Origin of the sequence: Streptomyces sp. ME19-01-6 (assembly GCF_033793745.1) — a bacterium.
In the GTDB taxonomy this organism is placed as follows: domain Bacteria; phylum Actinomycetota; class Actinomycetes; order Streptomycetales; family Streptomycetaceae; genus Streptomyces.
In genome coordinates, this window is sequence record NZ_JARAXF010000011.1 from 54,284 (window position 1) to 67,358 (window position 13,075).

Annotated in this window: 13 protein-coding genes; 8 read left to right on the forward strand and 5 right to left on the reverse strand. The window is 72.2% G+C overall.

The features are described from left to right. The gene (locus PV419_RS24495; RefSeq protein ID WP_319692244.1) at nt 1-1,311 is read left to right on the forward strand and encodes a sensor histidine kinase; all 1,311 of its coding nucleotides are present in this window, start codon (nt 1-3) and stop codon (nt 1,309-1,311) included. Next, the gene (locus PV419_RS24500) at nt 1,304-1,945 is read left to right on the forward strand and encodes a response regulator transcription factor (RefSeq protein WP_319692246.1); all 642 of its coding nucleotides are present in this window, start codon (nt 1,304-1,306) and stop codon (nt 1,943-1,945) included. The genes PV419_RS24495 and PV419_RS24500 overlap by 8 nt, the downstream gene beginning before the upstream one ends. Nucleotides 1,946-2,008: 63 nt before the next feature. On the opposite strand, the gene PV419_RS24505 is transcribed toward PV419_RS24500, so the two are convergent. Then, on the reverse strand, nt 2,009-3,070 hold the full coding sequence (locus tag PV419_RS24505) for a bile acid:sodium symporter family protein (RefSeq protein WP_319692247.1): 1,062 nt from the start codon (nt 3,068-3,070) through the stop codon (nt 2,009-2,011). A 183-nt stretch (nt 3,071-3,253) separates the two neighbouring features. Here PV419_RS24505 and PV419_RS24510 point away from each other — a divergent pair, with 183 nt between their 5' ends. From PV419_RS24510 to PV419_RS24530, 5 genes are all read left to right on the forward strand, one after another. Then, nucleotides 3,254-4,111, forward strand: a complete 858-nt coding sequence (locus PV419_RS24510; RefSeq protein ID WP_319692249.1) for a LysR substrate-binding domain-containing protein — start codon at nt 3,254-3,256, stop codon at nt 4,109-4,111. A 213-nt stretch (nt 4,112-4,324) separates the two neighbouring features. Beyond that, entirely contained in the window at nt 4,325-6,151 is a 1,827-nt protein-coding gene (locus PV419_RS24515; RefSeq protein WP_319692251.1) for an AMP-dependent synthetase/ligase, read from the forward strand. A 20-nt stretch (nt 6,152-6,171) separates the two neighbouring features. Then, nucleotides 6,172-6,885 carry a hypothetical protein gene (locus PV419_RS24520; protein WP_319692253.1) on the forward strand — a complete coding sequence of 238 codons (714 nt, stop codon included), beginning with the start codon at nt 6,172-6,174 and terminating at the stop codon, nt 6,883-6,885. A 223-nt stretch (nt 6,886-7,108) separates the two neighbouring features. Beyond that, on the forward strand, nt 7,109-7,942 hold the full coding sequence (locus PV419_RS24525; RefSeq protein ID WP_319692255.1) for an aldo/keto reductase: 834 nt from the start codon (nt 7,109-7,111) through the stop codon (nt 7,940-7,942). Between the two features lie 305 nt (nt 7,943-8,247). Further along, nucleotides 8,248-9,438 carry a S1 family peptidase gene (locus PV419_RS24530; protein WP_319692257.1) on the forward strand — a complete coding sequence of 397 codons (1,191 nt, stop codon included), beginning with the start codon at nt 8,248-8,250 and terminating at the stop codon, nt 9,436-9,438. A 100-nt stretch (nt 9,439-9,538) separates the two neighbouring features. On the opposite strand, the gene PV419_RS24535 is transcribed toward PV419_RS24530, so the two are convergent. Beyond that, complete coding sequence (locus tag PV419_RS24535) at nt 9,539-10,465, reverse strand: class I SAM-dependent methyltransferase (RefSeq protein WP_319692259.1); 927 nt, start codon at nt 10,463-10,465, stop codon at nt 9,539-9,541. 85 nt (nt 10,466-10,550) lie between these two features. Beyond that, nucleotides 10,551-10,856 (reverse strand): 4a-hydroxytetrahydrobiopterin dehydratase, encoded by a 306-nt coding sequence (locus tag PV419_RS24540; protein ID WP_319692261.1) that lies wholly within the window; start codon nt 10,854-10,856, stop codon nt 10,551-10,553. 94 nt (nt 10,857-10,950) lie between these two features. Here PV419_RS24540 and PV419_RS24545 point away from each other — a divergent pair, with 94 nt between their 5' ends. Further along, nucleotides 10,951-11,754: a helix-turn-helix transcriptional regulator gene (locus PV419_RS24545; RefSeq protein WP_319692263.1), complete on the forward strand. Its 804-nt coding sequence runs from the start codon at nt 10,951-10,953 to the stop codon at nt 11,752-11,754. Here PV419_RS24545 and PV419_RS24550 read toward each other — a convergent pair. Beyond that, nucleotides 11,744-12,130 carry a nuclear transport factor 2 family protein gene (locus tag PV419_RS24550; protein WP_319692265.1) on the reverse strand — a complete coding sequence of 129 codons (387 nt, stop codon included), beginning with the start codon at nt 12,128-12,130 and terminating at the stop codon, nt 11,744-11,746. The two genes, PV419_RS24545 and PV419_RS24550, sit on opposite strands and share 11 nt — an antisense overlap. Before the next feature lie 152 nt (nt 12,131-12,282). Further along, nucleotides 12,283-13,041 (reverse strand): hypothetical protein, encoded by a 759-nt coding sequence (locus tag PV419_RS24555; RefSeq protein WP_319692266.1) that lies wholly within the window; start codon nt 13,039-13,041, stop codon nt 12,283-12,285. Nucleotides 13,042-13,075: the final 34 nt, after the last annotated feature.

The following is a 13,075-nucleotide window of genomic DNA, read 5'->3' on the forward strand; positions in this document are numbered from 1 at the left end:
ATGACGACGACGGTCGAGGAGCGCTGGGCGCAGTTCTTCCGGTACGGCCCTTACGCCCTGCTGGGCCTCGCCACGCTCACCGGGGCAGCGGCCGCCGACGTGGTGATGACCCGGCGGGAGACGTACGCCGCCGGGGCCCTGCTCCTCGCCGCGCTGGTCCTCCAGGCGTGGTGGACCTGGGCCGTACCGCGGCTGCTGGCGGCGGAGTCGCCCGACGGCCGCGCCCTGGCCGAGAACCCTGTCGGCGTGGCAGGCGCCGGTATGGGCATCGGCGCCCGGGTGCTCCCCGAGGGGACCACCGCGGGGCGCGTCTACTTCGCGCTGCGCACCGCCCTCGCCGCCGTCCTCACCTGGCTCAACCCCTTTTTCGCGGTCTACGCGTGCCTCGGCTACTTCGAGGCCGCCCATCTGTTGTCGCCGCGCGCCGCCCGGGCCGGGCTCGTGCTCACCGCCGTCACCATGGCGGGCTCCCAGTCCGGCGGCCTTCCGCCCGCCTCTTCGATGAACTGGGTCGCCTTCGGCGCACTGTTCGTCCTGAACGCAATGCTCGCCATCGTCTTCAACCACCTCGGCACCAAGGAGGCCGAGAAGACTCAGGAGCGCGCCGAGACCATCGCCGCCCTGGAGCAGGCCCTCGCCGAGAACGCCGCCCTGCAAGCCCAACTCGTCCTCCAGGCGAGGGAGGCAGGCGTCGCCGACGAGCGCCGCCGCCTCGCGGCCGAGATCCACGACACCATCGCCCAGGGCCTGACCGGCATCATCGCCCAGCTCCAGGTGGTCGCCGCCACCGCGGACCCGGACCTGGCCCGCGAGCATCTGGACCGCGCCCAGGCGCTGGCCCGACAGTCCTTGGGCGAGGCCCGGCGCTCCGTACAGAACCTTTCTCCGGTCGCCCTGGAACACGACACGCTCCCCGAGGCACTGAAGAAGACCGTCACCGAGTGGTCAGAACGCACCGGTGTCACCGCCCGGTTCACCGTCACCGGCACCGAGGAGCCGCTGCACGACGAGATCGCCGCCACCCTCCTGCGGGTCGCCCAGGAAGCCCTCGCCAACGTGGCCAAGCACGCCGGCGCCAGCCGCGCGGGCGTCACCCTCTCCTACATGGGCGACGAGGTCACCGTGGACGTACGGGACGACGGGCTCGGCTTCGCCCCCCTCGCCGTGGCGCCGCGCACCGGCACCGGCGGGTTCGGCCTCGACGGCATGCGCGCCCGCGTCGAACGCATGGCGGGCGCCGTCGCGGTCGAGTCGGAGCCCGGTCAGGGCACCGCCGTCAGTGCTCGCGTACCGTTGGTGCGCCATGGCTGACCGGATCATCACCCTGCTGATCGTCGACGACCACCCCGTCGTACGGAACGGTCTGCGCGGCATGTTCGCCTCCGATCCCGGCTTCGACGTCCTCGGCGAGGCGGGAGGCGGCGTCGAGGGAGTCGGCCTCGCCCTGCGCCTCGACCCGGACGTCGTCCTCATGGACCTGCGCATGCCCGACGGCAGCGGGGTCGAGGCGATCGCCGAACTCACCCGGCGCGGCGCCCGCGCCAAGGTCCTCGTCCTGACGACGTACGACACGGACGCCGACACGATCCCCGCGATCGAGGCGGGCGCCACCGGCTACCTGCTCAAGGACGCGCCCCGTGACGAACTGTTCACGGCGGTCCGCGCGGCGGCCGAAGGGCGCACCGTCCTGTCGCCCGCCGTCGCGTCCCGCCTTGTCTCCGCCGTCAGGAAGCCCGCCGCACCCGTGGGCGCGGTGCTCTCGGCCCGCGAGCGCGAGGTTCTCGAACTGGTCGCCAAGGGCACGCCGAACCGTGAGATCGCCCGAGAACTCTTCATCAGCGAGGCGACGGTCAAGACCCATCTGACCCACCTGTACGGCAAGTTGGGGGTGAAGGACCGGGCGGCCGCGGTGGCGGTGGCGTACGACCGCGGCATTCTGGGGTGAGCCCGCCCGCATGCGCCGTTGCCGACTCGCCTGGCCTGGGGGTCGGGACGTCGCGGGCCCCTCTCAGGCGCCGACGGGCGCCTGAGCCTTGTGTGCCTGAGCCTCGTGCGGCTGCACCGTCGCGTGGGCCGGCTCCGGGGCCACCGGCTCCGGAGCCGACCTGGCGAAGCGCCGGGCCAGCACCGCGCAGACCATCAGCTGCATCTGGTGGAAGAGCATCAGCGGCAGCACGGCCAGGCTCGCCTGCGCCCCGAACAGCACGCTCGCCATGGGCAGCCCGGACGCCAGGCTCTTCTTCGACCCGGCGAAGGCGATCGCGATCCGGTCCTCGCGGTTGAAGCCCAGCCGCCGGGACCCGTGCCAGGTGAGCGTCAGCATCACCGCCAGCAGCACCGCCTCGACAGCCAGCAGCGCACCCAGCCGCGCCAGGGTCACCTGGTGCCAGATGCCCCGGACCATGCCCTCGCTGAACGCGGCGTAGACGACCAGGAGGATCGAGCCGCGGTCGGCGTAGCCGAGGACCTTGCGGTGGCGGGCGACGAAGCCGCCGACCCAGGGCCGCAGCAGCTGCCCGGCGAGGAAGGGCGCCAGCAGCTGCAGGGCGATCTTCACCATCGAGTCCGCCGAGACCCCGCCGCCCCCGCTGCCCAGCAGCAGCGCGGCCAGCAGCGGGGTGACGACGATGCCGACCAGGCTGGAAAAGGAGCCCGCGCAGATGGCGGCCGGGACATTGCCCCGGGCGATCGAGGTGAAGGCGATCGAGGACTGGACGGTGGAGGGCACCAGGCACAGAAAGAGCAGGCCGGTGTAGAGCGGGTGCGTCAGCACATACGGCACCAGGCCGCGGGCGGCCGCGCCCAGCACCGGGAAGATGACGAAGGTGCAGGCCAGCACGGTCAGATGGAGCCGCCAGTGGCGCATTCCGTCCAGCGCCTCGCGGGTGGAGAGCCGCGCGCCGTACAGGAAGAAGAGAAAGGCGACCGCGACGGTGGTCGCCCCGTCGGCGGCGGTCGCGGCGGTGCCGCCGGCGGGCAGCAGCGCGGCGAGGACGACGGTGCCGATCAGAGCGAGGATGAACCAATCCAGTGGGAGCCAGGACGGGAGGGTGATCTTGCGGCGGTGCATGTGCTCTCTTTCTCGGCTCTCTGGGCTCTCTGGGCTCTCTGGGGCAATCTCGGCTCTCTCGGCGTCCCGGGCGGCATGGACGGAGGGCCTCTCCAGCATGCTCTTGATCACCGCCATCGGGAATCCCGCTGACCGCTCTGACTGTCATCGCGAACCGCGATGACCGCCGCTTACACTCGCGGTGTGTACGACCCCTCCCAGCTGCGCACGTTCCTCATGGTCGCCCAGACGCTGAGCTTCACCCAGGCCGGCCACCGCCTCGGCCTGCGTCAGTCCACCGTCAGCCAGCATGTGCGCAAGCTCGAGGGCGAGGTCGGCCGGCCGCTGTTCACGCGCGACACCCACGGGGTGGAGCTGACCGAGGACGGCGAGGCGATGCTGGGCTTCGCCCGGACGATCCTGGAGGCGAACGAGCGGGCGGCGAGCTGGTTCCAGGGCACCCGGCTGCGCGGACGGCTGCGCTTCGGCGCGTCGGAGGACTTCGTACTGACCCGGCTCCCCGAGATCCTGGAGGGGTTCCGCCGCGACCATCCTGAGGTGGACCTGGAGCTGACCGTGGAGCTGTCGGGCACGCTGCACGAGCGGCTGGCGGCGGGGAAGCTGGACCTGGTGCTGGCCAAGCGGTCCGAGGAGCGGCCGGAAGGCCGGCCGGTGTGGCGGGACAAGCTGGTGTGGATCGGCGCGGAGCGGCTGCGGCTCGACCCCGACCGCCCGCTGCCGCTGATCGTCTTCCCGCCGCCGGGCCTCACCCGGGCCCGTGCGCTGGAGGTGCTGGAGCGGCACGGCAGGCCCTGGCGGATCGTGTGCACGAGCGGCAGTCTCAACGGGCTGGTCGCCGCGGCACGCGCGGGCCTGGGGGTCATGGCGCATACGCGCGGCCTGATCCCGCCCGGCCTGGCGCGCATCCCGGACCGGGCCGGGCTGCCCGATCTGGGCCCGGTGGAGTTCGTCCTGCTGCACGGGAGACGGCAGCGGGACTCCGCGGCCCGGGCTGCGGCCGACCGGCTGGCCGCCGCGATCCTGGCGGGGCCCGTGCCCTGAGCCGCGCGCCGCCCCGTGCCCCGGCCCGTGCCCCGGCCCGCGCGCCGCCCCGCGCACCCGCCCGTGCCCGATGCATTGACCCGTGCCCCGAACTGTGCCCTGATGGGAGAGATTCGGTGGAGAAAGTCGTCACACATGAGCCGCACAACGGGCTCATCGCCCCAGATCAGATACGGTCACGGCGCTGTGCGGAGCGCTTCAAGGAGCTAGTCATTGCGCGAGTTCACCGTCCCCCCGTTGACGAGCCCTCCGCAGACCGGAGGCCTGGCGGATCCCGTCTTCGAGCATGCGGACGCGGACCCGGACCGGGTGGCGCTGGGGCGCAGAACAGCGGATGGCCAGTGGCTGGATGTGTCCTCGGGCGAGTTCCGTGACCAGGTGCTGGCGCTCGCCAAGGGGCTGCTGTCCCAGGGCGTGCGCTTCGGTGACCGCGTCGCCATCATGTCCCGTACCCGCTACGAGTGGACGCTGTTCGACTTCGCGCTGTGGTCCATCGGGGCGCAGAGCGTGCCGATGTATCCCACCTCCTCCGCCGAGCAGGTCTTCTGGATGCTGCATGACGCGGAGGTCTCCGCCTGTGTCGTGGAGCACGAGGACCACGCCATGACGATCGGCTCGGTGGTCGGGCGGCTGCCGATGCTGGCCCGGCTGTGGCAGCTGGACGCGGGCGCGGTGGACGAGCTGACCGCGGCCGGTGAGTCGGTGGACGACGAGGTGGTGCACCGCCACCGCAAGGCGCTGCAGCCCGAGAACCCCGCGACCATCGTCTACACCTCGGGCACCACCGGCCGGCCCAAGGGCTGTGTCATCACGCACGCCAATCTGATGGCCGAGTGCGACACCGTGGTCGCCCGCTACGAGGAGGTCTTCCACTCCAGACGGGGCGACGAGGCCGCGACGCTGCTGTTTCTCCCGCTCGCGCATGTCTTCGGCCGGATGGTCGAGGTCGCGGCCGTCCGTGGCCGGGTGAAACTCGCTCACCAGCCGAGCCTCACCGCGGCCGCGCTGCTGCCCGATCTGCAGTCGTTCCGGCCGACGTTCTTCCTGGCCGTGCCGTACATCTTCGAGAAGGTCTTCGCCGCGGCCCGCAGAAAGGCCGAGGCGGAGGGCCGGCTCGGCCCGTTCGACAAGGCCGTGGACATCGCGGTGCGGTACGCGGAGGCGCAGGAGGCCAGGGCGTTCGACGTCGGGCCCGGGCCGAGCGCCTCGCTGCGCATGCAGCACCAGTTCTTCGACAAGATGGTCTACAGCAAGGTGCGGGCGGCGATGGGCGGCCGGGTCCGGCACGCCTTCTCGGGCGGCTCGGCCATGGAGCGGCGGCTCGGGCTGTTCTTCGCGGGCGCGGGCGTCACGATCTTCGAGGGGTACGGGCTCACCGAGACCACCGCGGCGGCCGTCGCCAACCCGCCCGACCGGACCCGCTTCGGCACGGTGGGCGTCCCGCTGCCGGGCACCACCGTGTACATCGAGGACGACGGTGAGGTCCTGCTGTCGGGCGACCAGATCTTCGACGGCTACCTCGGCGACCCCAAGGCGACCGACGCCGTGCTGCGGGGCGGCTGGCTGGCCACCGGTGACCTGGGCACCCTGGACGACGACGGCTATCTGACCATCACCGGGCGGAAGAAGGAGATCCTGGTGACCTCCAGCGGCAAGAGCGTCTCGCCGGTGGTCCTGGAGGAGCGGGTCAGGGCGCATCCGCTGGTCGCCCAGTGCATCGTCGTCGGCGACGACCGGCCGTATGTGGCGGCGCTGGTCACGCTGGACGCCGAGGCCGTCGCGCACTGGCTGACGATGCGCGGCCAGCCGGAGCTGCCCGCGCAGGAGCTGGTCCGCGAGCCGGATCTGGAGACGGAGATCCGGCGGGCCGTGATCGCCGCCAACACGCTGGTTTCCCAAGCCGAGTCGATTCGTACGTTCCGGATACTTGCCGCTCAGTTCTCGGAGGAGCATGGTCTCCTGACGCCTTCGCTGAAATTGAAGCGGAAGGCGATCGAGCAGGCGTATGCCGTCGAAATCGAGGCGCTCTACCATTCCTGAGCCGCAAAGGGGGCACGGAAATGATCGACATCATTCTCCCCGAACTTCCCGAGCGCGAGCTGGCACTGGTATCCGAGGAATTCACCGGGCCTTCGGGCCATGTCCCGCGGCGGCCCGCCGCGGCCACCACCCTGGCGGGGCGCGTCGCGCTGGGCGGGCCGCTGTCCGTGCCGGTCACGACGGAACTCGTGGGCCGGGTTCCGGAGCTGAAGGCGTATGTGGAATCGGAGGCCAACAAGGCCAACGAGACAGACAGCGCGGCCTACCACTTGGTGTATTTTTCGGTCAGCTGCCCGCAAGAAACAGCCAATCCCCAACTGCATACGGTCAATCTTGATCTGACCCTCTCGGCCGATCCGGCCGGAAATCGCCGGGCCGTCTTCCAGCCCGTGGCCTGGTCCATGACGCCGCTGCAGCTCAGCGGGGAGGCGCGGGGCGCCGGCCCGGCCCACCTCGGCCCGCGGCTGGGGTTCGTGGGGCAGGACCGAGCCACGCGGGGCGCGCGGGTCTGTCTGGAGGCACGGCGCGAACTCAGGTCCGACCCGGGCTGGGAGATCCGCCGCACCCCCACGGCGAGCATCAAAGGCACCTACCGGCTGGCCATGGTGGTGCGGGCGCCGCGCGCCACGGTCAGCCGGGCCGTGGTCGAGGTGGGCGCGACGGTACGCGAAGGGCATGCGCTGCGGCGGTTCCGGGCGGAGCTCCCCGAACCGCTGCTGCTCGCCACGGGATGAGGAACGGCCGGAGAAGGTCCGCGGTGGCCGAGGCGGCCGCCGCGGGCCGCTCGCCTCCCCGGTGGTGCCGGCCGGGCCGGGAAGCGCCGTGAGTGGCGTGGGTATGGTGCGCGGGCGCGCCGGGTAGCAGCGGACGTAGCGGCCGGCCGGGAATGCGACCCCGCCGTCGACCGTTCACCCTGAAGAGGTACGTACCCGTATTCGACGTAAGGATCGACCGCTCGTGAGCAAGGTCCCCTTCATCACCCTCAGCAACGGCGTCCGGATGCCCCAGCTCGGCTTCGGCGTCTGGCAGGTCCCGGACGACGAGGCGGCCGACGCGGTCAGCACGGCGCTCGACGCCGGGTACCGCAGCATCGACACCGCCGCGATCTACGGCAACGAGGAGGGCACGGGAAGGGCCATCGCCGCGTCGGACATCCCGCGCGACGAGCTGTTCGTGACCACCAAGCTCTGGAACTCCGACCAGGGCTATGACTCCACCCTGCGCGCCTTCGACACCTCGCTGTCCAAGCTCGGCCTCGAGTATGTGGACCTGTACCTGATCCACTGGCCGCTGCCCGCGGTCGACAAGTACGTGGCGACGTGGAAGGCGTTCGAGAAGATCCATGCCGAGGGCCGCGCCAAGGCCATCGGGCTCTCGAACTTCCACCCGGCCCACATCCAGCGGCTGCTCTCGGAGACCGAGGTCACCCCGGTCATCGACCAGGTCGAGCTGCACCCGCAGCTCCAACAGGCGGAGCTGCGCGCCTTCAACGCCCGGCACCGCATCGCCACCGAGGCGTGGTCCCCGCTCGGCCAGGGCAAGGGCCTGCTGGAGGACGACCGGCTCGAGGCCATCGCCGACAAGCACGGCAAGTCCCCCGCCCAGGTGGTGCTCCGCTGGCACCTGGACCTGGGCAATGTGGTGATCCCCAAGTCGGTCACGCCGTCCCGCATCAAGGAGAACATCGACGTGTTCGACTTCGAGCTGGACGCCCAGGACCTCGCCACGATCGACGCGATGGACTCCGGCAACCGCCTCGGCCCGGACCCGGAGACGTTCAACATGGTGTGATGCCGCGCCGCACACACGGCATGCCGAGCGCCCCCGCCCTCCCGAGAGGGCGGGGGCGCTCGGGTAACCGCTGGATCGGCGGCGGCTGTTCGGGTGGCGTCCCCGCGCTCCGGCCCGATCAGCGTGTCCCGGGGCGCCGCGCGGACCGCCTCGGAAGACCGGCTGGGGCGGGCTCGCGGGCGGTCGGGCCGGGTGTGCCGCGGGGCGCAACCGGGGAGAGCGGGCAGATGCGCGGCGCGTGTCGGACCGGCTTACGTTGACGCAAGCCCCCACCCCACAGCCCCGAACCACGGAGGAGACACCCGATGCTCCGCAGCCACAGACCTGCCCTCACCGCTGGTTGTGCCCTCGCCATCGCCGCGCTCTCCCTGACCGCCATACCCGCCCTGGCGTCACCCGCGGCGGCCGAACCCGGCCCCACGGCCGAAGCCCCCACCGGGATCCCCACCGAAGTCCCCACCGAGATGCTGGACGCGATGCGGCGCGACCTCGGCCTCACGGCCGACGAGGCGAAGGCCCGGATCACCAACGAGTACCGGGCCGGTACGGCCACCCCGGCCCTGCGCAGAAGCCTGGGGACCGCGTTCGGCGGCGCGTGGGTGACCGGCAAGACCGCCGAGCTCACCGTCGCCACCACCGACCAGGACCGGCACGGCATGATCACCGCCGCCGGCGCCAAGGCCGTGACGGTCAGCCACAGCCTCGACGACCTCACCGCCGCGAAGGGCGCCCTGGACCGGGCGGCCGAGCTGCGCGCGCCGACGGCCACGGCCGCCGCCGTCTGGTACGTGGATGTGAAGAGCAACAGCGTGGTGATCCAGGCGGCCGACCCCGACGAAGCATCCGACTTCGTCACCGCCAGCGGCGTGGACCGCGGCATGGTGCGGATCGTGGAGTCCGCCGAGCAGCCGAAACCGCTGGACGACGTGCGCGGCGGCGAGGCGTACTACATCAACGGCACAGCGCGCTGCTCGATCGGGTTCGCGGTGACGAAGGCCTCCCAGGACGGCTTCGTCACCGCGGGCCACTGCGGCCAGGCGGGCGCCACCACCACCGGCGTCAACAAAGCCGCCCAGGGCACCTTCCAGGCCTCGCGCTTCCCGGGCAACGACTACGCCTGGGTGGCGGTCAACAGCAGTTGGACGCCCAAGCCCGTGGTGCTCGGCCCCGGCGGCTCGGTCGTCACGGTCGCCGGCTCCCAGCAGGCGCCGGTGGGCTCCTCGGTCTGCCGCTCCGGCTCGACGACCGGCTGGCACTGCGGCACGATCGAGCAGCTCGACACCAGCGTGCGGTACTCCGAGGGCATGGTCAGCGGTCTGTCCCGGACGACCGTGTGCGCCGAGCCCGGCGACTCCGGCGGCTCGTACATCTCCGGCAGCCAGGCCCAGGGCGTCACCTCCGGCGGCTCGGGCGACTGCACGACCGGCGGCACGACGTACTTCCAGCCGGTGAACCCGATCCTCCAGGCGTACGGCCTCACCCTCACCACCGGCTGAGGGCCCGGCGCGCCTTCGGCGACCCTCCCGCGGCCCGGTCGCTCCGGTGACCGGGCCGCAGGCGTGGCCCGATCGCCGGGGCCCGATCAGCTGGGCCCGGTCACCGGGGCCTGACCGCCGCGTGGACGGTCTGCGCACTCAGCCAGAACACGTCCGGCCGGCGCAGCAGCCCCGCCTCGTCGTCCGGGTCGAGCAGCCGGTCGAGCGTGGCGCGGTCCGTCGCGTCGAGGCGGTCGGCCAGCCCCTCCGCCAGGCGGGTGAGGTCGGCGTGCAGCAGGCGGCGGGCCGGGGCGTCGAGCGGGGCGGGCAGGTCGAGCAGGAACGTGCGGCTGGTGGCCCCGGTCAGCCCGGCCGCCGAGAGCATGGCCGGCCAGTCCTCGACCGTCTCCTTGGCGTCGGGCAGTGCGGCCCGCATCTCGGTGAACCCCTCCTCCTGCACGGCGTCGAGGCGGGCCTGCAGGCCGGGGCGGCCGATGCCGATGTCGCGGGGCAGCGCGCGCAGCGGCAGCCCGCCCTCGGCCAGGGCCAGCACCCCGCCGGGGCGCAGCGCGGCGGCGAGCCGGTCGACGGCTCCCCGCTGGTCCCCCAGGTGGTGCACCGCCTTGCTGGACCAGATCAGCTCCGCGTCACCCACCTCGGCCAGCCCGTCGGGCAGTTCGGCCAGGTGGGTCCGTACGCGGTCGGCGACCCCGAGCCGCGCGGCGCGTTCGCGGGCCCGCGCCAGCAGCTCCGGGGTGCCGTCCACGGCCACCACCTCGGCGTCGGGGAAGGCCCGGGCGAACAGGCACGCGGCGCCGCCGGGCCCGCTGCCCACGTCGAGCGCGCGGCGCACGTGGCCCTCATCGAGCCTGAGAAGCCCGCGCAGCCACTCGGCGGCCTGCTCGACGGCGGGGGTGTGCAGATCAGCGCTCAGTTCGAGGAGCTGTCCGAAGGCGGCCCAGTCCATGGGCGAGTGATCGGCGTAGCCGGGGCCGCTGTGGGTGTGGCCGTGAGTGTGGTTGGCGTGGGTGTGCTGGTGTCCGGTCATGCCACGAGCCTGCTCCCGCGCCGCGGGACCGACAAACTTTGTTGCCGATTCCGCAAAACCGGCCGCCCCATGTCCCGGGCGGCGGTTACGCCACGCCCTGCCCGCGCGCGATGTCCTCGATGCGGTGGGCGAGCCGGAGGTCGAGCTCGGTCACCCTGCCGCCGACGCTGTGGGTGTTCACCGAGACGCCGACCTTGTTGTAGCCGAGCGTCAGGTCGGAGTGGTGCCCCAACTCCTCCTGCGCCTCGGCGACCTCGGCCACCAGGCGGGCCGCGGCCAGGTGTCCCGGGAAGGAGTACCCGCGCACCAGCCGGTCCTCCCGCAGCGACCAGCCGGGAAGGTCCTCCAGGCCTCGCTCGATCTCCTCGTTCGCCAGCGGCTCGACTGCCATGGCCCATCCCTTTCGTCGCGGCTCCTCCCACCTTCCCACGCCCCGCGCAACCCGCACGCGAGGCGGGAGTTTCGTGTTCGGTTACCTTCGGGGCATGACGACTGCCGTGATTGCCCCTGGGGTGGGCGCGCTGCTGCGCGAATGGCGGGACCGGCGGCGGATCAGCCAGCTCGAGCTCGCGCTGCGCGCCGACTCCTCCGCCCGCCACATCAGCTTCATCGAGACCGGGCGGGCCAGGCCCAGCCAGGAGATGGTGCTGCGCCTCGCGGAGCACCTCGACATACCCGTGCGGGAGCGCAACGCCCTGCTGATCGCGGCCGGTTACGCACCGCACTACCCGGAGACCTCTGTGGACGACCCGTCGATGGGCCCGCTGCGCGAGGGGATGGAGCGGCTGCTGACGGGCTACGACCCGTACCCGGCCATCGTGGTCGACGGCATGTACCAGGTGGTGGCGGCGAACCAGGGCATGGCGATGCTGCTGGAGGGGGTCGCGGACCACCTCCTCCGGCCGCCGATGAACGCCATGCGCATCACCTTGCACCCGGACGGCCTGGCCCCGCGCATCCTCAATCTGCGCGAGTGGCGCGGCCATCTGCTGGAGCAGATGGAGCGGCAGCTGGCGCTGATGCGGTCCTCCCCGCTGCGGAAGCTGTACGAGGAGGTCAGCGCCTATCCGCTGGGCGCGGGGGGCCGGGAGGAGGCGGCCGTGGGCGGGGACCACGCGCCGTTCGCGCTGCCGATGGTGATCGAGCACGCCGGACAGGTGCTGTCCTTCGTGTCCACGATCGCGACCTTCAACACCCCCATGGACGTCACCGTCTCCGAGCTGGCGATCGAGACCCTTCTCCCGGCCGACCCGGAGACGGCGCAGGCCCTCCGGCGGCTCATGCCGTAGGCGCCGGAGGGACCCGGTCCAGGAAGCCGAGGACGGTGCGGATCCGGCCGTCCTCGGCCAGCATGATCACATCGGTCCCGGCGACCGGTGCGGAGCCGTCGGCCGCCCCGACCAGCTCCCAGGTGAAGCGGGCGGTGTCGTGGTGTCCGTCGACGGTGCCGGTGTGCTGGAAGACGAAGCCGGGGAACTGTTCCTGGCTCCCGGCGATGACCGCCGCGAGCTGGTCGTGGCCGCTGACGTCGGCGAGGGGGTCGGTGTAGCTGCCGTCCTCGCTCCAGGCTGCGGCGACGGCCTTGGCACGGGCCTCGGCGTCGGTCGCGTTCCACGCCTCGAAGTAGCGGGCGACGGCGGTCTCGTACGGCGACTGGGCGGTCATGACAGGGCTCTCCTCATGATGAACATCGCTGGTGGGGCCGGGTTCCGAGCCGGAGTGCGCCGGCCCGGAACCCGATGCCTCAACCTTGCCGCCAACGGCTCGTCCGGTCGATTACCCACCAGGTAATGGAGACGGCCCCGCGCGAGACCTGCTCAGGACATTTCCGACCAGGCCGCGTTCACGATGTCCGCGACCTTCTCGGGCCGGTTGGCCACGCCGCTGCCGGCCGGGCGGATCTGGACGGTGAGCCCGTCGCCCGTGCGCTGGCAGTAGGTGACGTGCACGGAGTCCGCGGCGGGCTCGGAACCGGCGTTGGTGGGCTGGTTGTACAGCACGCACGAGACGTCGCCGAACGTCTTGAGTTCCTCCAGCGGCTTGACCAGGCCGAGGCGCTTCGGGTCCACATAGGTGACGTACGGCTCGGGGGAACGGCTGCGGACCGCGGTCAGCGTCACCGTCGTCTGGCCATCGCCATCGGCATACTGCTTCATCACGGCGGCGGCACCGCCGTACGCCTCGGACAGCCGCTCGCCGCTCTTGCGCTCATCTTTGGTGATGCCGTCCGCGTTCTTCTCGGCCTTGGCCACGCCGTTCGAGCGCTGGATCTCCGCGAGGGGCCTGAGCCCGTCGAGCTTCGCGGGAGCGCTGAGCTCACCCCTGCCGCCCCCGCCGCCGAAGCCCCCGCCGCCGTCGTCGTCCGAGAGCAGTACGGGTATGCCGACCGCGGCGAGGCCGACGACAAGGCCGATGGCCGCGCTGACCAGCGGGTTGCGCAACGAGATCCGGCCCCGCGGCTGCGGGGGCGCGACCGGGACCGCGGCGGGAAGCTGTCCCGGCTGCGGCGGGACGCCCGCGGGCAGCGGGGGAAGCCCTTGGGGCGCAGGGGGCGTCGGGGGCGGCTGCTCAGTCATGTCGGCCTCAAGGTTTCTCACGAGTCGTCACCTA